This is a genomic window from Nocardia sp. NPDC057272 (assembly GCF_042668615.1).
In the GTDB taxonomy this organism is placed as follows: Bacteria; Actinomycetota; Actinomycetes; order Mycobacteriales; family Mycobacteriaceae; genus Nocardia.
In genome coordinates, this window is record NZ_JBHUYK010000017.1 from 21,085 (window position 1) to 39,205 (window position 18,121).

The window sequence follows — 18,121 nt, forward strand, 5'->3', positions numbered from 1 at the left end:
GGCGCAGCGAACAGGAGCCGAACCATGAAATTCATGCTGGTCAAGACCTATTCCGAGACCGCCTACTGCGACATCCCGCTGCCGGAGTGGGCGCCCGAGGACATCGCCGCCCACATCGACTTCCAGCGGGCACTGGGCGAACAACTCGCCGCCGCGGGCGAACTCGTCGACGCGCAGGGCCTGGCGGCACCCGATCAGGCGATGATCGTGTGCTCCGACGGTCGCTCGGCGCCGGTCGTGACCGACGGGCCGTTCCCGGAGACCAAGGAGTTCCTGGCCGGTTTCTGGGTGGTCGATGTCGATTCTGTCGAGCGCGCGGTCGAGATCGCCGCGCAAGCCTCCGCGGCGCCGGGCCCCGGCGGCAAGCCGATCGGGGAATACATCGAGGTGCGCCAGATCATGAGCGCGCCCGACGTGGCCTGAGGCGAGACGCTGACTCCGCGCATCGAGGACCTGCTGCGTGAACTCTCGCCGCAGGTCCTCGGCGTATTGGTTCGCCGCTTCGGCGATTTCGACCTCGCCGAGGATTCGGTGCAGGACGCGCTGCTCGCGGCGGCGACCCAGTGGGATCGCGACGGGCTTCCGGACAATCCGCGCGGCTGGCTGATCCAGGTCGCGCAGCGGCGGATGGCCGACGCGGTGCGCGCCGAGGTGGCGCGGCGACGCAGGGAGACCACGGTTTTCGTGCGGGATGTGCCCGTCGAGGCGGTCGGTAGCGATGACACCCTCGACATGTACTTCCTGTGCTGCCATCCCGACTTGCCGCCCGCCGGAGCGGTGGCCCTGACGCTGCGGGCCGTCGGCGGCCTGAGTACCGCCGAGATCGCGGCGGCCTTCCTCGTCCCGGAATCGACCATGGGCCAACGTATCTCGCGGGCGAAGAAGCGTCTGGCCGAATCGAATCGGCCGTTCGCCGACGGCGCGCACGACAGCACCCGGGTGAGTGCGGTGCTGCAGGTGCTGTACGTGATCTTCACGGAGGGGCACACCAGCACCGCCGGAACGGGGTTGCGTCGCGGAGACCTGTCGGCGGAAGCGATCCGGCTCACGCGCGCGCTGCGCACGCTGCTCCCGGAGAACGCGGAGGTCACCGGTCTTCTCGCGCTGATGTTGCTCACCGACGCCCGCCGCGCCGCCCGCTCCGGTCCGCACGGCGAGCTGATCCCGCTCACCGAGCAGGACCGCTCCCGCTGGGACCGCACCCAGATCACCGAGGGTCTTCGCCTGCTCACCGCGACCATGCCCGCCGGGCTGACGGGCCTCTACCAGATGCAGGCCGCCATCGCGGCTCTGCATGCGCAGGCCCGACGCCCCGAGGACACCGAGTGGACGCGAATCCTGCAGCTCTACACCATGATCGAACGTCTGACCCCCAACCCGATGATCACCCTCAACCGCGCCGTCGCCACCGCGATGGTGCACGGTCCGGCCGCGGGGCTGGCGGTGGCCGACAGCGTCGCCGAACCGCTGGCACGCTCGCACCGCCTCGCCGCCGTGCGCGGGCATCTTCACGAGATGGCAGGCGAGCAGGCCGCGGCCGTGCGCGAATACCAGCGGGCGGCCAGACAGACCGCCAGCGTGCCCGAACGCGACTACCTGTTGCTGCGCGCCGCACGTCTGCGAGCGGGCGACGCATGACCTCAGGAGCTGTCGTCCGACCCCGAATTCGCCGGTGGTACAGCCCGTTTTCGACGTCACCCAGGCTGGCGGCGTCGAGCGAGCCGGTGCCTGGCAGACTCGCTTTGATGACGGACGTTTTCAGTGCGGGTGTGCTGGTGTATCGCCGCGTCGAGGCCGGAATCGAGGTCCTGCTCGGGCATATGGGTGGGCCGCTGTGGGCGAAGAAGGACGCGTCGGCATGGTCGATCCCCAAGGGCGAGTACCTGTCCGAGGAAGAGTCCGCGCGCGACGCCGCCCGGCGGGAGTTCACCGAGGAACTCGGGCTGCCGGTGCCCGAGGGCGAGTGGATCGACCTCGGTGAGGTGAGTTATCGCAGCGGGACCAAGCGCAAGTACCTCACCGTGTGGGCGGTCGAGGGCGACCTCGACCCGGCCGATGTCGTGCCGGGCACCTTCGAGATGGAGTGGCCGCCGCGGTCGGGCAAGGTCGCGGAATTCCCCGAGATCGACCGGGCGGACTGGTTCGACCCCGCCACGGCGCAGGAAAAGCTCGGCAAAGGCCAGCGCCCCTTCCTCGACCGCCTCACCGATCAACTGCACTGAGATCGGGGTAGATTTCAGCTATGCCCAGCGACCTGCAGCTGAAGATCATGAACAGAGTCCACCGCACCCTGCTCACGGTGACCGGCGGACGCATCGGCAACTCGTTCTTCGGAATGCCGTCCCTGCAACTCACCACGATCGGCCGCAAATCCGGCGAGCCGCGCAAGGTCATGCTGACCGCGCCGATCATCGACGGCGACACGATCGTCGTCGTCGCCTCCCGCGGCGGGGACCCCACCCATCCCGCCTGGTTCGTGAACCTGCGCGACAACCCGAACGTCGAGGTGTCACTGCGCAACGGCCCCGTGCGCCCGATGACAGCCCACGTCGCCACCCCCGACGAACGCGCGGCACTGTGGCCCCGGGTCACCGAGGCCTACAAGGGCTACGCCGACTATCAGACGAAAACCACGCGCGAGATCCCCTTGGTCCTGCTCACGCCGAGGAACTGACCCACCTGCCGGCGGGCACACAGGGCGGGCATCGAACACGATGCCCGCCCTACACCAGCGCGGCCCGGAACTCGGTGGGGCTTGTCCCGCGTAGTCGTTTGAAGGCCGCGCTGAAGCCGAAGGCGTCGGAATAGCCGACCGTGGTGGCCACCTGGGCGACGCTGCGCGCGGGGTCGGCGAGCAGCTCTTCGGCTTCGGCCATGCGCCATTCGGTGAGGTAGGCCAGTGGCGGTTCGCCCATCACCTCGGTGAAGCGCCGAGCGAACAGGGCGCGCGAGACCGCCGCCTCGGTGGCCAGGCTCGCCACCGTCCAGCGGTGGAACGGCCGGTCGTGGATGGCGGTGAGCGCCGGGCCGACGATCGGGTCGGCCATCCCCCGGTACCAGGCGGGCGCACAATGCTGCTGTTCGGCGAGCCAGGAGCGCAGCGTGCAGACCAGCGCCCAGTCCAGCAGCCGGTCCATCAGCGCCTGCGAGCCCGCGCTGAACCGGACCGCGTCGGCGGCGGATTGCTCCAGCCACAAACACATTTCCGGGTCCTCGTGGACCACCATCACCTGCGGTAGCGCTCGCAACAGCCGTTCGTGGCGTCGCCCCGATGCCCGATAGGCGCCGACGAGTAGCGAAGTCTCGCCTGGCGCACCGGTTGTCGCCGGCGTGACGATCAATTCCGATGTCGCACAACTGATGTCGGTGGGGCCGAACCCGTCCGGCACGAAACAGGACAGCTCGTAGCGCTCGTGTGGACGGTCGAGCGCGGCGGGCGTGTCTGCCAGGTGGAAGGGTTCACCCGCCTGCACGAGCGCGGTGTCACCGGCGATCAGACTCGTGCGCGATCCATCAGCGAGCACCAGCGTGCCGCCGCCACGCAGCACTGTCACCATGATCAAGGGCGCACGGTCGGCGAAACGAATCGTCCAGGGTGGTCGCAGGACCGCATGGGCCACGACCGATCCTTCGGCACGAATGCCGCTCAGCAACGAACTCAACGGGTCCACGCCACCAGCGTAGACGAATTCCTATCGACTGGAGATGATCACCCATAGATCGTCCACACGATCCACGGTTGACTGAAGCGACCGGGCCGACCAGCCCGCACCCGATCGAACAGGAGCTCACCGTGACCCAGTCCGCCGCCACCACGACTGCCACCGCCGAACTGACCACCACCGGATCGAGCGCCACCGATACCTCGGCACCGGGCCCCACCGCGCTCGTGGTCCTGGGCCACCATCGCTCCGACTCGCTGTCCGCCCATGTCGCCGACCGCGCCGTCGGCCGCCTCACCGCCGCCGGGTACACGGTCGATTTCCTCGACCTGCACGCCGAGAACTTCGACCCGCGGATGACCGTGGCCGACCAGCCCGAGTGGGGCAATCGCGACAAGGTCTACTCCCCCACCGCCGAGGCGCACATGCGGCGCATGCTGGCCGCCGACGTGGTGGTCGTGGTGTTCCCGGTGTACTGGCAGAGTGTGCCCGCCCTGCTCAAGGGCTGGATCGACGCCGTATGGAACTACGGTTTCGCCTACGGCCGCAGCAAGCCGCGGCTGGCAGGCAAGCGCATCCTGTGGCTCGGATTGGCCGGCGCGACCGCCGATGACGCGATCGTCCCCGGCATGCAGCAACTGCTGGAAGCCCAGCTCAACGAGGGCTTGGCCTACTACAGCGGTTTCGCGGACTCCCGCGTCGGGCTGCTGCCCGATGCCGAGGAGCAGCCCCAAAGTCTCGACGCCGAAGGCAATCTCGTGATCGGCGAGGCGATCAGCGGCGATGCGCGAACCACTCACTACGCCGCCTTCGACGCGAAAGCCGAGAGCTTCGTCGACGACTTGCTCGCCGCTGCCCTGGTCAGCGCCTGACCAGCGAAGTGCCGCGCCGTCGCGCGGTGACCATCTCGCCGGTCACCGCGCGTTCGGGCCGGTGGCCCGAACGCGGCTCCCGGTCCAACCGCATACAACGACAATTCACAGGCCGGTGAGAGCCCCGCGCAGGACTGCGTAGAGCTCTGTGGGGTTGCCGGATTCAGCGGCGGACTTGTCGATCAGGTCGATAGCGGCGGCGGTGAACTCGTCGCTTTGCTGCTGCACATAGTCCGCCGGGTTGTCGATGCCGGGCGCGTACCCCTCGAGCAAGCTCGCCATCGCCTGCAGGAAGGGTCCCATCAACGCGGCCAAGCGAGCCGCCGAGCCGCCGGTGGAGCGAACCATCGCGCCGCCCTGCCGGAATGCGGCGAACATGGCGTACATGCCGCCGAGGATCGAGACGTCGTACATGGCGGCGGCGCCGAGATCCGTGCCGACGAATTCGGCGCGACCGAACAACTCCAGCACCGCGCGGAAGCGCTCGAACCCGGCGGACGCACCGCTGTAGAGCACGAATGCCGCGGGTCCGCCGATCATCTCGGGTACCGCCATGATGCCGCCGTCGATCAGCTCCACCTGCTGAGCCGCGGCCCAGCGGCCCAGCGCGCGAGCCTGCTCCGGCGAGGTGGTGGTGAGGTTCACCACCACCTTGCCCCGCACCTGTGCCGCCGCCGGTTCGAGGTGCTCGCGCACGGCGGCATCGTCGAGCACGCACAGGATCACCAGATCCGCCGCCGCCATCGCCTCGGCCGAGCTCGCCGCCACCTTCGCGCCGTAGGCCGCCAACGCTTCGGCCCGCGCCGAGGTGCGGTTCCAGACAGTCACCTCATGACCGCCCGCCAGCAATGCCTTGGCCAGCGCGGTGCCCATAGCACCGAGGCCGATCACCGAAACCCGTTGCACCACTCTCATGTTGGTCATGATTTCCCTCGTTCGAAGAGCGTTCGATGCCGGTCGGCAACGCTCTTCCAGATTCGTGGGTTACGCTTGACTTCACAAGTACCGACTATGAAGTGCAATACCTACCAAAAAGTAAGTTAGGCGAGCATGAAGCAGCGAGAGCGTCCGTATTCCTGCGGTATCGATGCCGCGCTCGACGTCGTCGGCGGCAAGTGGAAAGCGCTGATCCTGTGGGCCCTGTCCACCGGCACCCAACGCTTCGGCGACCTGAAACGCCTGGTCCCCGGCGTCACCGAGAAGATGCTGATCCAGCAGCTACGCGAACTCGAGCACGACGGCATCATCGCCCGCCAGGTCTACGCGCAGGTGCCCCCGAAGGTCGAGTACTCACTCACCGAGCGCGGAGTGTCGCTGAACGCGGCGCTGGTCACCCTCGGGGCCTGGGGCAACGAGAACATGGAACACATCTGCGCGGTCAAAGGTGTCGGCGCACCCGTGCACTGACGTGCTCCGCCACCGCACCCGCGCGGCCGGCGGCGTCCTCCCAGCCGGGACGCGCCCCGCCTCGGGTCAGGCCTGGATCCCTGCCCATTTCTGCCCGGTGATCCGCTCGTAGGCCTCTTCGTACTTGCGGCGAGTGCCTTCGACGACGTCGGCGGGGATCTCGGGGCCCGGGTATTCCTTGTTCCAGCCCGTCGAGGTCGACCAGTCGCGCACGAACTGCTTGTCGAAGGAGCGCTGGGCACGGCCCGGCTCCCACTCGTCGGCGGGCCAGAAGCGCGAGGAGTCCGAGGTCAGCACCTCGTCACCGAGGGTGAGAACGTCACCGTCCCAACCGAATTCGACCTTCGTATCGGCCACGATCACGCCGGCCTTCGCCGCGTGCTCGGCCCCGCGCGAGTAGATCTCGAGGGTCAGATCGCGCAGCTGCTCGGCGACCTCACGGCCCTCCTGGTTCACCACGTCGGCGAAACTGATCGCCTCGTCGTGTCCCTCGGACGCCTTCGTCGACGGCGTGAAGATCGGCTCCGGCAGCTTGTCCCCGTCACGCAATCCCGCGGGCAGCGCGATCCCCGACACGGTCCCCGACCGCTGGTACTCCTCGAGGCCGGACCCGGTCAGATACCCCCGTGCGATGCACTCGACAGCCAGCATCTTCAACGGCTTCACCCGGATCCCGCGCCCGGCGAACTCCGCGGGCACGTCGGTCGCCGAGACCACGTGATTCGGGATTCCGGTGAAGTACTCGAACCACCAGTTCGACAGCTGCGTCAGCAGCGCGCCCTTGTCCGGAATCGGCGTCGGCAGCACCACGTCGTAGACCGAAACCCGGTCCGACGCGACGAGCAGCAGGGTGTCGCCGTCCTCGTAGAGGTCACGAACTTTCCCGGCGTGCACATGCTTCAACGTCGAGCCTCCGAATCTCCGGTGCGGTACCTGCGGGTTTCCCCGAACTCTACCGGCCCGCCCGGAACCGGTATCAGGCCTACCCGGCCCACCCGTCGGCGGAAACTCGTGAGCGGGCGCCGACGGCAAGTGGCATTGTGGACGCCGAACTACCGTGCCGTGTTCGTCGACGACGAAGGAGATCAATGTCCGCCCCGAATCTCACCCGCGACCAGGCGGTCGAACGCGCGGCCGTAGTGGCCGTGCAGAACTACCGGATCGAACTCGACCTCACCGATCAGCCGCGCGGAGCAGGGTCCGAGGTGTCCGACACCTTCGGGTCGAAGACCACTGTCAGCTTCACTGCCACCCCTGGTGCCGGCACCTACATCGATCTGGTCGCGCCGCGCGTGCGATCGGCGGTGCTCAACGGCGTCGCGCTCGATGTGAGCTCCTATGACGAGTCGACGGGGATCGCGTTGCCGGAGCTGGCCGAGAACAACGAGCTGGTCGTCGAGGCCGACTGCGAGTACTCGCACACCGGCGAGGGTCTGCACCGCTTCGTGGATCCGACCGACGACAACGTGTACCTGTACTCGCAGTTCGAGACCGCCGATGCCAAGCGGATGTTCGCCTGCTTCGATCAGCCCGATCTCAAGGCCACCTTCGACATCGTCGCCACCGCGCCCGAGGACTGGGTGGTCATCTCCAACGGCGCCGACATCGAACAGCACAAGGTCGGCGCGGTCGTGCGCCACACGTTCGCCACCACCCCGCGGATGAGCACCTACCTGGTCGCCATGATCGCGGGTCCGTACGCGAAGTGGTCCGACACCTTCACCGACGCGAGCGGCGAGATCCCGCTCGGCCTGTACTGCCGTGCGTCGCTGGCCGACCACATGGACGCCGAGCGGCTGTTCACCGAGACCAAACAGGGTTTCGAGTTCTACCACAACAACTTCGGCGTGCCGTACGCCTTCGGCAAGTACGACCAGCTGTTCGTGCCGGAGTTCAACGCGGGCGCGATGGAGAACGCGGGCGCTGTCACCTTCCTCGAGGACTACGTGTTCCGGTCCAAGGTGACCCGCGCGTCCTATGAGCGTCGCGCCGAGACCGTGCTGCACGAGATGGCGCACATGTGGTTCGGCGACCTCGTCACCATGAAGTGGTGGGACGACCTGTGGCTGAACGAGTCGTTCGCGACCTTCGCCTCGGTGCTGTGCCAGGCCGAGGCCACCGAATACACCAGCGCCTGGACCACCTTCGCGAATGTGGAGAAGTCCTGGGCCTACCGCCAGGACCAGCTGCCCTCGACCCACCCGATCGCCGCCGACATCCCCGACCTGCACGCGGTGGAGGTGAACTTCGACGGAATCACCTATGCCAAGGGTGCTTCGGTGCTCAAGCAGCTCGTCGCCTATGTGGGACTCCAGCCGTTCCTGGCGGGCCTGCGCGACTACTTCGCCGAACATGCCTACGGCAACGCCACGTTCGACGATCTGCTCGCGGCTCTGGAGAAGGCGTCGGGTCGTGACCTGTCGGACTGGGGTGCGCAGTGGCTCAAGACCACCGGCCTCAACATCCTTCGCCCCGATTTCGCTGTCGCCTCCGACGGCACGTTCTCGAGCTTCGCGGTCGAGCAGGAAGGCGCCGCGCCCGGCGCGGGCGAGTACCGCGTGCACCGGATCGCCATCGGTGTCTACGACGATGTCGACGGCAAGCTGGTGCGTACCAAGCGAGTCGAACTCGACCTCGACGCCGCCGCGCGCACCGAGGTACCCGAGCTCGTCGGCGTGCCGCGCGGTGCGCTGGTACTGGTCAACGACGACGACCTGACCTACTGCTCGCTGCGTCTCGACCCCGATTCGCTCGACGTGGTCGTGCGGCGCGTCGGTGACATCGCCGACTCGCTGCCGCGCACGCTGGCCTGGTCGGCCGCCTGGGAGATGACCCGCCAGGCCGAGATGAAGGCCCGCGATTTCGTGGCACTCGTGCAGCGCGGGATCGGCTCCGAATCCGAGATCGGAGTGGTGCAGCGGCTGCTCATGCAGGCCAACACCGCCATCTCGAGCTACGCCGATCCGGCGTGGGCCGAGCAGGAAGGCTGGGCGGCCTACGCCGACCGGCTGCTCGAGCTGGCCCGCGCCGCCGAGGCGGGTTCGGATCATCAGCTCGCCTTCGTCAACGCGCTGACCGGGGCGAAGCTGGAATCGCGCCACGTCGAGGTGCTGGCGCAGCTCCTCGACGCCGACCCGGCGGCGGCCGGTCTGCCCGGTCTCACCGTCGACACCGACCTGCGCTGGCGCGTCATCACCGCGCTGGCCGCCGCGGGCCGGATCGACGCCGACGGTCCGGCCTCCCCGACCATCGACGCCGAACTGCAAGGCGACCCGACCGCGGCGGGCAAGCGCCAGGCGGCCACCGCGGCCACCGCACGCCCGATCCCCGAGGTCAAGGCACGGGCCTGGGACACGGTGATGGGCGACGACTCGGTGCCCAACATCACCGCCCGCGCGATCGTCGGCGGGTTCGCCCCGGCCGGTCAGGGCGCGGTGCTCGCACCGTACGTGGACAAGTACTTCGCCGAGATCCCCGCCGTCTGGGACCGCCGCTCGAGCGAGGTCGCCCAGACCGTCGTGATCGGCCTGTACCCGCACTGGGCGATCAGCGAGGAAGCCGTCACCAAGGCCGACGAGTTCCTGGCAGGCGACCACCCACCCGCCCTGTACCGCCTGGTCTCCGAGGGCCGAGCGGGCATCGAACGCTCCCTGCGCGCACGGGAATTCGACGCCAAGTAGTTCGACCGAAGGGCCCGGTGGCGCGATTTCGCCACCGGGCCCTTTCCCTGTCCGGAGCCTTCCGAGGCCCGTGCCTACAGCGGAGCTTCGGGCGGCCGGGCTTGCTGCTGTGAGCGGATCTGCTGGGGGCAGCAACGGCGGCGCGCGGGGGTGTGCGCGAGGCACCGTGGACCCATGGCACACGACGACAAGACCCCGATGTTCAGCTGGCGAGCCCGCGAACAACTGTTCGGCCGCCGGATCCTCGTCCTCGACGGCCCGCTCGACGACGACAACGGCACCCTGCTCATCACGCAACTACTCACCCTCGGCGCCCAGAGCCCCGAGGCCGGGATCTCGCTGTGGATCCACTCTCCCGGCGGCTCGGTGCCGTCGATGCTGGCGATCCGCGACGTGATGCGGCTCGTTCCGTGCGAGGTGTCCACCCTGGCGCTCGGATTGGCCTGCAGCGCAGGGCAATTCCTGCTCTCATCCGGTGCACCGGGAAAGCGGTACGCCCTGCCGCACGCCCGCGTCCTCATGCACCAGGGATCGGCGGGCATCGGCGGTAGTGCGGTGGAAGTGGAGGTGCAAGCCGATGACCTGCGCTACACCGTCGATACCGTGCTCGGCCTCATCGCCGACGACACCGGCCAGCCTTTCGACCGCGTCTACGAGGACTCGCTGCACGACCGCTGGTTCACCGCACCCCAGGCCCTCGAGTACGGGTTCATCGACCACATCGTCGAATCCTTCGATCAGGTCGTCCCGAACCGCCACCGCATCGGCATCACCGCATGAGAGTTGTTGCCGCGCGGCCCCATTCCACCTCGTTCCGCACCGTCCGGAAGGCACTCTCATGACCTATACGATTCCCAATGTCGTGTCCCAGCATCGCGGCGGCGGCGAGCGGATCACCGACATCTACTCGCACCTGCTCAGCGAACGCATCGTCTACCTGGGCACCCCCATCGACTCCGGCGTCGCCAACGCGCTCATCGCCCAGCTGCTGCACCTGGAATCCGACAGTCCCGGCCAGGCGATCAGCCTCTACATCAACTGCGAAGGCGGCGACCTGTCCGCCATGCTCGCCGTCTACGACACCATGCGATTCATCAAGGCGCCGGTGCACACCACCTGCGTGGGCCAGGCGATCGCGGTCGGCGCGGTTCTCCTCGCGGGTGGCGCGGCCGGTCATCGGGCGATGCTCCCGCACACCCGAATCGTGTTGCACCAGCCCGCGACTCGCGGCCAGGGCACCATTCCCGACCTGATCCTGCAGGCCGACGAGATCGTCCGGATGCGCGCGGCGATCGAGGCGATCCTGTCCAGGCACACCGGCCAGACTCCGGAAACCCTGCGCCGCGATACCGACCGGGACCGGGTCTTCACCGCCGAGACCGCGCTCGAATACGGTCTGGTCGACCAGGTCCTGCACGAGCGCGAGTGATCGCCCGCTCCCGCTTCGCCGACCACGCTGGACAGTCACTGTCGACCGGATCCGATCCGAATCCCGACCAGTGATGGTCCAGCGTGGCAGTTCCGGTTCGCCCCGCCGGACACCCGAGTGGTGGTTACCTCACTGCTTTTCGATGCGGTCCAGGTACACGCGACGGGCGTTGTCGTCGACACGGGTGATGGCGGCGTCGTCGTTGGCCACCTTGCGCAAAGCCCGCATCACCGGCTCCGGCACGAGACCGGACGCGTTGGCCAGCGCGCCGACATACCCGGGCACCGCGGTCTCGGCCGCGCGGGTCCGGACCGTGCGGACCACGGCAGCGGCGATGTCTTCGGGGTCGACGGCGGGCAGGATGCCGTAGTCGATACCGGAGCTGAGTTCGGTGCGCACCGCCGACGGAAGGACCGCGCTCACACTGACTCCGGTGGCGTCCATCTCCAGCCTGGTGGCGGCGGTCAGGCCGACCACCGCGTACTTGCTGGCGTTGTACACGGCCAGCCCCTTGATCGGGAACTTGCCCGCCAGCGAGGCCACGTTCACGACGTGGCCGTAGCCCCGCGCGACCATCGCGGGCAGGGCAAGGCGCATGCCGTGGATGACGCCGTAGACGTTGACGTCCATCGTGAGCTGGTCGATGCGGTCGGACTGGTCGAGGAACGGGCCGTTGGGCATCACGCCGGCGTTGTTCACCAGCACGTCCAGCGGGCCGCGCCACTGGGCAGTCGCATCGAGAAACGCCGCGTAGGAAGCCTTGTCGGTGACATCGAGCGCGTGGCCGATCGCGTGGTCACCGATCTCGGCGGCGGCCTGCACGGCCAGCGCTTCGTCGAGGTCACCGAGCGCGACGTAGGCGCCCTGCTCGACAAAGGCTTTGGCCGTGGCGAGTCCGATGCCGCGCGCGGCGCCGGTGATCGCGATAGTGGCGCCATCGAGGTCGATCCGTGGGTAGCTCATGTCGTGGCCTCTCGTCGGTTGTTCGCGCGGTCGCTCATGCGGGCACTGTCGCGTCGTGGGTGATAGTGAAGTCGGCCGGGTCGAACGCACTGACCCGGGTGGTGAGCTCCCCGGTGGACCAGGGCCAGCTGAAACTGTTGCGGCCGTTGGCATCCATGTAATAGCTGTGGCAACCGCCCGCGTTGTAGACGGTGCTCGCCAGCGCGGTTTGCACCTGATCGACGTAGCGCGCCTGCACCTCGGGACGCACGTCCAGCCCCGCCCAGCCTTCGCGGCGGGCCCGCCCGATCGCCGAGACGAGGAAGGCGACCTGGGCTTCGAGAATGGCGAACGCCGACGAGTGGCCGGTGCCGAGGCTGGGGCCGAGCACGGTGAAGGCATTCGGGAAACCGGTGGTGACGGTGCCGAGGTAGGCCTCGGGCGAGCCCTTCCAGTGCTCGGCCAAGGTGCGGCCGTCGGCGCCACGCACGATGTCGGCCAGCGGGGTGTCGAGGATGTGGAAGCCGGTGCCGAGGATGACGGCGTCGACCTCGGCGGTGGTGCCGTCGGCGCCGACCACGGTGTTGCCACGGAATTCGGCGACCCCGGTGGCGTGCACGTCGACATTGCTCTTGGTCAGTGACTGGAGATAGCTGTTGGAGAACAGGATTCGCTTGCAGCCGAGCAGATAGTCCGGCCGCAGCTTCGCCCGCAGTGCCGGATCACGTACCACGGCACGCAGATACGCCGAACCCACGGCCTGCACGGTCTGCATCAGCGGCCGCGGATGCCGGAACGCCACCCCGAGTCCTTCCATCAGCGCGTACTCGGTCGAGCGCAAGGCCTTGTGCGCGAACGGGAATCGGCGCATCACCTTCTTCTCGAAGCCGGGCACGCGGTGATCGAGTTTCGGCAGCACCCACTGCGCGGTGCGCTGGAACAGGTGCAGTTCGGCGACCTCGGGCTGGATCGCGGGCACGAACTGCACCGCGGACGCACCGGACCCGACCACCGCGACCCGCTTGCCACGCAGGTCGTAGTCGTGGTTCCAGCGCGCGGAATGGAAGACCTCGCCGGGGAATTCGGCCAGACCCGCAATCTCGGGCAGGCGTGGTTCGTTCCACGGACCCGCGGCCGACACGACGAAGCGCGCACTCAGCGGGCCCTCGCTGGTTTCCAGCCGCCACAGCTGCGCCGTCTCATCGAACCGCGAACCGACCACTTCCACCCCGAAGCGGGTGTGTTCGGCCAGCCCGTGCTCGCGCGCCACCCGGTCGACGTAGTCGAGGATCTCGGGCTGGGTCGCGAACAGTCGCGACCACTCGCTGTTCGGCGCGAAGGAGAACGAGTACAGCCCGGACGGAACATCGCACGCGCACCCGGGATAGGTGTTGGCCCGCCAGGTGCCGCCGAAGGTTTCGGCCTTCTCGACGATCATCACTTCCTCGACCCCGGCCTCGATCAACTTGATCGCCGCACAGATCCCGGAAACCCCCGCTCCGATCACAACAACCTCGTGATGGCGGCTCATACGACTTCTCCTTCGAACGAAACGAGTGGTGCGCCGACCTCGACGCGAGAGCTGGCAGGACCCGGGACACGGCGCTTGCGCGTCGGGCGGATCATGCGGGTCGGCCAGCGGTGGCGACGCGCAGCGCCTCGGTGACTCGGGCCGCTACGCCGCGACGGGCGGCGGCGATGGTGGCCGGTCGGCGGGCCGAGTCCATGAAGTTCGGGCCCATGGCGGCGAGTTCCTCGGGACCTGGCTCGACGCGGATCACGCGGGTGCCCGCCGCGCGAAGCAGAGCGACTTCGCGATCCAGGCCGCGGGTCATCTGCGTCCGGAGCAGGCGTTCGACCCGGTTCAGGCCGGTGGCCGGTGCACCGCCCTCGGACGTCATCGGGGCGATGACCACCACCTCGTCGAGGTCCAGCGGCACCAGCAGATCGGCCGACACCGACGACACCGAACCGCCGTCGACGTAATTCTTGCCGCCGATCCGCACGGGCGGGAACCAACCGGGGATGGCCCAGGACGCGGCGATCGCATCACCCAGATCGACCGCCCGCGCACCGGCGGCGACCGATCCGCCGGCCGTGGCGATGCGAGTGTCACCCGCTCCGAAGGCAACTCGCGCACCCGTTGCCGCGTCGGCGCCGACTATCCAGGTCGCGGGGTGGCGCACCCAGCCGCTCGGGCCGGCCAGCGCATGACCGAAGGAACGCAACCAGTCGGCGTCGCCGCCGCCGCGCGGCAGGAGTCCGGCCAGCGCGGTGTAGGGCGAACGAGCGCGCAGACCAGCGCCGACCAGGCCGAAGCCGGGGAATCCGAGCCCCGGGAGCGGGGGAAATCTACCGGGGTCGACGGCGACGTGCGCGGCCAGAATCGGGTCGGCATCCGGGGACGCGTCGAGTGCGGCGAGCAGGTCGGCGGGGGCGCGCCCGGAGCCGAGGGCAGCTACCAGTTCCGCGCCCGCGGAGGTGCCGATCAAAACATCGGCGGTGCGAATGTCCCAGTTCAGCGCGCGTTCGACGGCGTCGAGGGCTACGGCGGTCCAGGCGAAGCCGAGCAGGCCACCGCAGCCGATCGCTACGCCACGTCGTGTAGTCATATTTCGAATACTAACGGTATTTGAATTCCAGCGGTAGCCCATTTTGCTAAACTCCTGCACATGGCCAGGATGACGCGCAAGGAGTCGCACGCTCTCACGCGTGAACGACTGGTCGAGACCGCCAAACGGCTGTTCATGGCCGACGGCTACAACGTGACCCCCTTGGAGAAGGTGGCTACCGAGGCCGGATTCTCCAAGGGCGCGGTGTACTCCAACTTCGCCACCAAGCACGAATTGGGCCTGGCCGTGCTCGACGTCGTCCACGTGGAGCGCGCCCAGTCGCTCGTGGACGCGATGCTGACGCACGACACCATGGCGGAGCGGATCGAAGGATTCGCGCGATGGGCCGACGAGAACATCGGCGATGTCGGCTGGACCGCGCTGGAAGTCGAGTTCGCGACGAGCACCCGGCACATGCCCGAGATCCGCACCGAACTCGCCGAGCGCCGACGCACCCTGACGGCGATGCTCGCCTCGGTGATCCAGACGCAGGCCGATCAACTCGGCCTCGAACTCCCACTTCCCGCCGAAGATGCGGCGCTGCAACTACTCTCGCTCGGTATCGGCCTCGGCGTGCAGCGCGCGATCGACCCCGAACTTCCCGTCAGCGCGATCGTCGACCTACTCCGCAGCCAGATCGCCGCCGGCCGCACGAGCGCGGCAGTGGACGGCTGATCGCCACGCCCGGTGAGGGCCGATCAGGCGGCGAGCAGAACGGCGTTCGGGGCCAGCGCGAGAGGAGCGGAACTCGAGGGGGCGATCTGGCGTTGCCCGCCCAGCACGACCGCGCGCGTCGGAACGAGGGCGTGCCTGCGCATGGATTCGGCTACCTGCGCGACGAGATCCCCCAGCGAAGTACCGAGGGCGCCGGCCAGGGCGGCGATCATCTCGCTCGACGGCTCCTTGCGCCCGCGCTCGACCTCGGAGAGGTACTGCGGCGAGATGCCCGCCCGACCCGCGGTGTCGACGAGGGTGGAGCGCTGTTCCAGGCGCAGCGCGCGCAGCCGTTCACCCAGCGCCTCCCGCCAGAGTGGTTCCGGCCGCGACTGCTGTTCGCCGCGTCCGCCTGGAATCACCCGCAACCCGCTGTGCTCGCCCATACTCCGAGCGTAGGGACCCCCGGACCGAAACACCCGGCTCTTCTGCTCTGGGCGTAACCAAGCACAAGGGGCCCGCCCTGATCTGGACTGAGTGGAGGGTGCGACGAAGGAGTACCCGGAGGGAGGGAAGATCAGGGGCCCGAAGGGCCCCGCTCGAGCGCGCCAGCGCTCCAACAATTCAGCGCGTGATGCCGAAGCGGGTGTCTGCCCAGCCGAGCGCGTCGGCAAAGGACGCGGAGACGATCTCGCTGTGGTCGACGTCGTCGTATTTGCGGTAATCGACCGACTCGCCTCGCCCCTGCTGTTCGGCGACCATCGCGTCCGTCGCTTGCAACGGGACGGTGAGGTCGGAACGACCTTGGAGGACGAGAACCGGGACGGTGAATCGCAGGCCGCTCGGGTCGTTGTCGTCGAGGACTCGCAGCAGCCCGGAGACGTCGCCGTCGGCGGTGAACACGTCCTTCGCCGACAGACCGCCCCACTTGCTCTTGTCGCGCAGCCCGCCGGTGCATTCGGAGTCGGCGACCGGCAGCAGCGACTGCGCCCGGCCGGTGAGGAATCGGGCGGGGTCCACATCGGTCACCGTCTGAGCGCCGCGAACCAGCAGCGGCAGGTACACCGACACCTCGCCCGTACCCAGCTTGCCCAGCGGATTCGACGCCGCCCACTTCGCCATCCGCACCTGTTCGCCCAGGTGTGAGGCGGGCGCCAGTGCGATGGCGCCGAGCAGCGGCGTGTTCGGCGTCCACCCCGCGGCGTCGACGGCGGCGAACAGGGCCGCGTGGCCACCTTGCGAATGCCCCATCGCCACCCAGCGTGAACCGACCGTCTTGTCGATTTCCCTTGCCGCCGTGGCGATATCGGCCATCGCACGTTGTTCGGTCTCGCCGATCATGTACCCGTGACCGCCCGGTGTCCCCAAGCCCTGATAGTCGGTCCTGGCCACGGCGTACCCCTTGGCCACCCAGCGAGCCTGTTCGTCCCGGCTCGGCGAGGAGCCTTCGGATCGCGAGGCCGCGCACACGTCGGCGACCCCGGTGCTTCCCGGCCCCCAGGAGATGAGCGGCCAACCACCCGCGGGCGCGACGCCCTCGGGTACCGCGAGTGTTCCCGATACCGCGACGGGTTTCTCCTGCGCGTCCAGCGACCGGTACAGCGTCAGGAAATTGCGGGCGCCGGGCACCGCCTGCGCACCGGTGAGCGGCTGCGCGCGGATCACCGAACCACGCTGTCCCGGAATCGATTCCGCGCTGGGGTTGTAGAACGCGGAAAGCGGTGCGGCCGCGGTGAATTCGGCAGGTCTGCTGTCCTGGCCGCAGGCCGATGCGGTCAGCGCCAGGCAACCCGCTGCGATCACCCGAGCAATACGTGCGTGCAAGTTTCCCCCGATACGCCGACGGCCCATGACGTGGCCGATAAACCGCCGACCAGGTTACTCGATGCCGCCCGGACGGCTGGGCGCCCCACGACCCCCAGCCGTCCACCGGACTCAGCCCAGTACCCGGCCGAGGAAATCGCGGATCAGCGCGGCGATCTCGGGTCCGTGCGTCTCCAGCGCGAAATGGCCCGCGTCGAGCAGGTGCAGTTCGGCGTCGGGCAGGTCACGCAGATACGCGCGGGCACCGTCGGCGCCGAAGATCTCGTCGTGGGCACCCCAGGCGATGAGCGTCGGTGGGCGGTGCTCGGCGAAATACTGCTGGAAGGCCGGGTAACCGTCGAGGTTGTTCTTGTAGTCGAAGAACAGTTGCAGCTGGATCTCCTTGTTGCCGGGGCGGTCGAGGTAGGCCTGATCGAGGGTCCAACTGTCCGGGCTGACCAGTGCGAGCCGGTCGGCTGGAACACCGTGCGTGTACTGCCATTTCGTCGCGTCGAGCTCGAGCAGCTTGCGCACTTCGGGCTCGTGGGTCGCGCGGTCGTTGGCATGCGCGAACAACACTTCCCAGAACGGAGTGAAGCCGTCGAGGTAGGCGTTACCGCTTTGGGTGATGATCGCGGTGACCCGCTCCGGATTGCGCGAGGCGATGCGCAGGCCGATGGGGGCGCCGTAGTCCTGGATGTAGAGCGCGAAACGGTCGATGCCGAGGGTGTCGAGCAGTTCCAGGGTGATCTCGGTGAGTGTGTCGAAGCTGTAGTCGAATTCGTCGACCGGCGGCATCGCCGACTGGCCGAAGCCGAGGTGATCGGGCGCGATCACGTGGTAGTCGTCGGCCAGCGCGGGAATCAGGGTGCGAAACATGGCCGAGCTGGACGGGAAGCCGTGCAGCAGAAGCAGAGTCGGCTTGGCCGAGTCACCGGCTTCGCGATAGAAGACCGACCGGCCCTGGATCTCGACGGTGTGGTGGCTTACCTGGTTCATCATGGATCTCTTTCTGTGTGGGTGATACTCACGCCGAGCCCGGGAGGCTCGGCCGGGGCGG

The 18,121-nt window shown here is 68.4% G+C and carries 19 protein-coding genes; 10 read left to right on the forward strand and 9 right to left on the reverse strand.

Annotation, left to right across the window (positions count from 1 at the left end):
• Positions 1-24 precede the first annotated feature (24 nt).
• From ACFULV_RS21975 to ACFULV_RS21990, 4 genes are all read left to right on the forward strand, one after another.
• On the forward strand, positions 25-423 hold the full coding sequence (locus ACFULV_RS21975) for a YciI family protein (RefSeq protein ID WP_266298409.1): 399 nt from the start codon (positions 25-27) through the stop codon (positions 421-423).
• A 9-nt stretch (positions 424-432) separates the two neighbouring features.
• Entirely contained in the window at positions 433-1,638 is a 1,206-nt protein-coding gene (locus ACFULV_RS21980) for an RNA polymerase sigma factor (protein WP_378659697.1), read from the forward strand.
• A gap of 107 nt (positions 1,639-1,745) precedes the next feature.
• Positions 1,746-2,222: an NUDIX domain-containing protein gene (locus tag ACFULV_RS21985; protein ID WP_378629955.1), complete on the forward strand. Its 477-nt coding sequence runs from the start codon at positions 1,746-1,748 to the stop codon at positions 2,220-2,222.
• 20 nt (positions 2,223-2,242) lie between these two features.
• The gene (locus ACFULV_RS21990) at positions 2,243-2,674 is read left to right on the forward strand and encodes a nitroreductase family deazaflavin-dependent oxidoreductase (protein ID WP_378629953.1); all 432 of its coding nucleotides are present in this window, start codon (positions 2,243-2,245) and stop codon (positions 2,672-2,674) included.
• 49 nt (positions 2,675-2,723) lie between these two features.
• Here the strand turns inward: ACFULV_RS21990 and ACFULV_RS21995 are convergent, their stop codons facing one another.
• Entirely contained in the window at positions 2,724-3,671 is a 948-nt protein-coding gene (locus ACFULV_RS21995) for an AraC family transcriptional regulator (protein WP_378659444.1), read from the reverse strand.
• 68 nt (positions 3,672-3,739) lie between these two features.
• Between ACFULV_RS21995 and ACFULV_RS22000 the strand changes: the two genes are divergently transcribed.
• Positions 3,740-4,534 carry an NAD(P)H oxidoreductase gene (locus ACFULV_RS22000; protein WP_378659446.1) on the forward strand — a complete coding sequence of 265 codons (795 nt, stop codon included), beginning with the start codon at positions 3,740-3,742 and terminating at the stop codon, positions 4,532-4,534.
• 105 nt (positions 4,535-4,639) lie between these two features.
• Here ACFULV_RS22000 and ACFULV_RS22005 read toward each other — a convergent pair whose 3' ends face one another.
• Positions 4,640-5,458, reverse strand: a complete 819-nt coding sequence (locus tag ACFULV_RS22005; RefSeq protein ID WP_378659448.1) for an NAD(P)-dependent oxidoreductase — start codon at positions 5,456-5,458, stop codon at positions 4,640-4,642.
• A 126-nt stretch (positions 5,459-5,584) separates the two neighbouring features.
• Here ACFULV_RS22005 and ACFULV_RS22010 point away from each other — a divergent pair, with 126 nt between their 5' ends.
• Positions 5,585-5,941, forward strand: a complete 357-nt coding sequence (locus tag ACFULV_RS22010; protein WP_378659450.1) for a winged helix-turn-helix transcriptional regulator — start codon at positions 5,585-5,587, stop codon at positions 5,939-5,941.
• A 66-nt stretch (positions 5,942-6,007) separates the two neighbouring features.
• Here ACFULV_RS22010 and ACFULV_RS22015 read toward each other — a convergent pair whose 3' ends face one another.
• A complete protein-coding gene (locus ACFULV_RS22015; protein ID WP_378659453.1) occupies positions 6,008-6,844 on the reverse strand; it encodes a phosphoribosylaminoimidazolesuccinocarboxamide synthase in 837 nt (278 codons plus the stop codon).
• A 185-nt stretch (positions 6,845-7,029) separates the two neighbouring features.
• Between ACFULV_RS22015 and pepN the strand changes: the two genes are divergently transcribed.
• The 3 genes from pepN (at position 7,030) to ACFULV_RS22030 (ending at position 11,050) form a co-directional block, all read left to right on the forward strand.
• A complete protein-coding gene (pepN, locus tag ACFULV_RS22020; protein ID WP_378659456.1) occupies positions 7,030-9,621 on the forward strand; it encodes an aminopeptidase N in 2,592 nt (863 codons plus the stop codon).
• Between the two features lie 174 nt (positions 9,622-9,795).
• Positions 9,796-10,401, forward strand: coding sequence for a ClpP family protease (locus ACFULV_RS22025; protein WP_378629942.1), 606 nt, complete (start codon positions 9,796-9,798; stop codon positions 10,399-10,401).
• A 58-nt stretch (positions 10,402-10,459) separates the two neighbouring features.
• A complete protein-coding gene (locus ACFULV_RS22030; protein ID WP_378659459.1) occupies positions 10,460-11,050 on the forward strand; it encodes a ClpP family protease in 591 nt (196 codons plus the stop codon).
• Positions 11,051-11,179: 129 nt separating this feature from the next.
• Here ACFULV_RS22030 and ACFULV_RS22035 read toward each other — a convergent pair whose 3' ends face one another.
• From ACFULV_RS22035 to ACFULV_RS22045, 3 genes are all read right to left on the reverse strand, one after another.
• Positions 11,180-12,013 (reverse strand): SDR family oxidoreductase, encoded by an 834-nt coding sequence (locus tag ACFULV_RS22035; protein ID WP_378659462.1) that lies wholly within the window; start codon positions 12,011-12,013, stop codon positions 11,180-11,182.
• A 34-nt stretch (positions 12,014-12,047) separates the two neighbouring features.
• A complete protein-coding gene (locus ACFULV_RS22040) occupies positions 12,048-13,523 on the reverse strand; it encodes a flavin-containing monooxygenase (protein ID WP_378659465.1) in 1,476 nt (491 codons plus the stop codon).
• Between the two features lie 91 nt (positions 13,524-13,614).
• A complete protein-coding gene (locus ACFULV_RS22045) occupies positions 13,615-14,604 on the reverse strand; it encodes a patatin-like phospholipase family protein (RefSeq protein ID WP_378659468.1) in 990 nt (329 codons plus the stop codon).
• Between the two features lie 60 nt (positions 14,605-14,664).
• Between ACFULV_RS22045 and ACFULV_RS22050 the strand changes: the two genes are divergently transcribed.
• Positions 14,665-15,279, forward strand: coding sequence for a TetR/AcrR family transcriptional regulator (locus tag ACFULV_RS22050; RefSeq protein WP_378629935.1), 615 nt, complete (start codon positions 14,665-14,667; stop codon positions 15,277-15,279).
• 23 nt (positions 15,280-15,302) lie between these two features.
• Here the strand turns inward: ACFULV_RS22050 and ACFULV_RS22055 are convergent, their stop codons facing one another.
• The 3 genes from ACFULV_RS22055 to ACFULV_RS22065 all read right to left on the reverse strand — a co-directional run bounded on the left by ACFULV_RS22055 (position 15,303) and on the right by ACFULV_RS22065 (position 18,060).
• Positions 15,303-15,704 (reverse strand): helix-turn-helix domain-containing protein, encoded by a 402-nt coding sequence (locus tag ACFULV_RS22055; RefSeq protein WP_378659471.1) that lies wholly within the window; start codon positions 15,702-15,704, stop codon positions 15,303-15,305.
• A 178-nt stretch (positions 15,705-15,882) separates the two neighbouring features.
• Positions 15,883-17,061, reverse strand: coding sequence for an alpha/beta hydrolase family protein (locus ACFULV_RS22060; RefSeq protein ID WP_378659474.1), 1,179 nt, complete (start codon positions 17,059-17,061; stop codon positions 15,883-15,885).
• Positions 17,062-17,193: 132 nt separating this feature from the next.
• Positions 17,194-18,060, reverse strand: a complete 867-nt coding sequence (locus ACFULV_RS22065; protein WP_378659700.1) for an alpha/beta fold hydrolase — start codon at positions 18,058-18,060, stop codon at positions 17,194-17,196.
• Positions 18,061-18,121 lie beyond the last annotated feature (61 nt).

Bases quoted from the DNA above. Each gene is read 5' to 3' on its own strand.
- ACFULV_RS21975 (WP_266298409.1), top strand. From the start codon at position 25: ATGAAATTCATGCTGGTCAAGACCTATTCCGAGACCGCCTACTGCGAC.
- ACFULV_RS21985 (WP_378629955.1), top strand. From the start codon at position 1,746: ATGACGGACGTTTTCAGTGCGGGTGTGCTGGTGTATCGCCGCGTCGAG.
- ACFULV_RS21990 (WP_378629953.1), top strand. From the start codon at position 2,243: ATGCCCAGCGACCTGCAGCTGAAGATCATGAACAGAGTCCACCGCACC.
- ACFULV_RS22005 (WP_378659448.1), bottom strand. From the start codon at position 5,458: ATGACCAACATGAGAGTGGTGCAACGGGTTTCGGTGATCGGCCTCGGT.
- ACFULV_RS22010 (WP_378659450.1), top strand. From the start codon at position 5,585: ATGAAGCAGCGAGAGCGTCCGTATTCCTGCGGTATCGATGCCGCGCTC.
- pepN (WP_378659456.1), top strand. From the start codon at position 7,030: ATGTCCGCCCCGAATCTCACCCGCGACCAGGCGGTCGAACGCGCGGCC.
- ACFULV_RS22025 (WP_378629942.1), top strand. From the start codon at position 9,796: ATGGCACACGACGACAAGACCCCGATGTTCAGCTGGCGAGCCCGCGAA.
- ACFULV_RS22030 (WP_378659459.1), top strand. From the start codon at position 10,460: ATGACCTATACGATTCCCAATGTCGTGTCCCAGCATCGCGGCGGCGGC.
- ACFULV_RS22035 (WP_378659462.1), bottom strand. From the start codon at position 12,013: ATGAGCTACCCACGGATCGACCTCGATGGCGCCACTATCGCGATCACC.
- ACFULV_RS22040 (WP_378659465.1), bottom strand. From the start codon at position 13,523: ATGAGCCGCCATCACGAGGTTGTTGTGATCGGAGCGGGGGTTTCCGGG.
- ACFULV_RS22045 (WP_378659468.1), bottom strand. From the start codon at position 14,604: ATGACTACACGACGTGGCGTAGCGATCGGCTGCGGTGGCCTGCTCGGC.
- ACFULV_RS22050 (WP_378629935.1), top strand. From the start codon at position 14,665: ATGGCCAGGATGACGCGCAAGGAGTCGCACGCTCTCACGCGTGAACGA.
- ACFULV_RS22055 (WP_378659471.1), bottom strand. From the start codon at position 15,704: ATGGGCGAGCACAGCGGGTTGCGGGTGATTCCAGGCGGACGCGGCGAA.
- ACFULV_RS22065 (WP_378659700.1), bottom strand. From the start codon at position 18,060: ATGAACCAGGTAAGCCACCACACCGTCGAGATCCAGGGCCGGTCGGTC.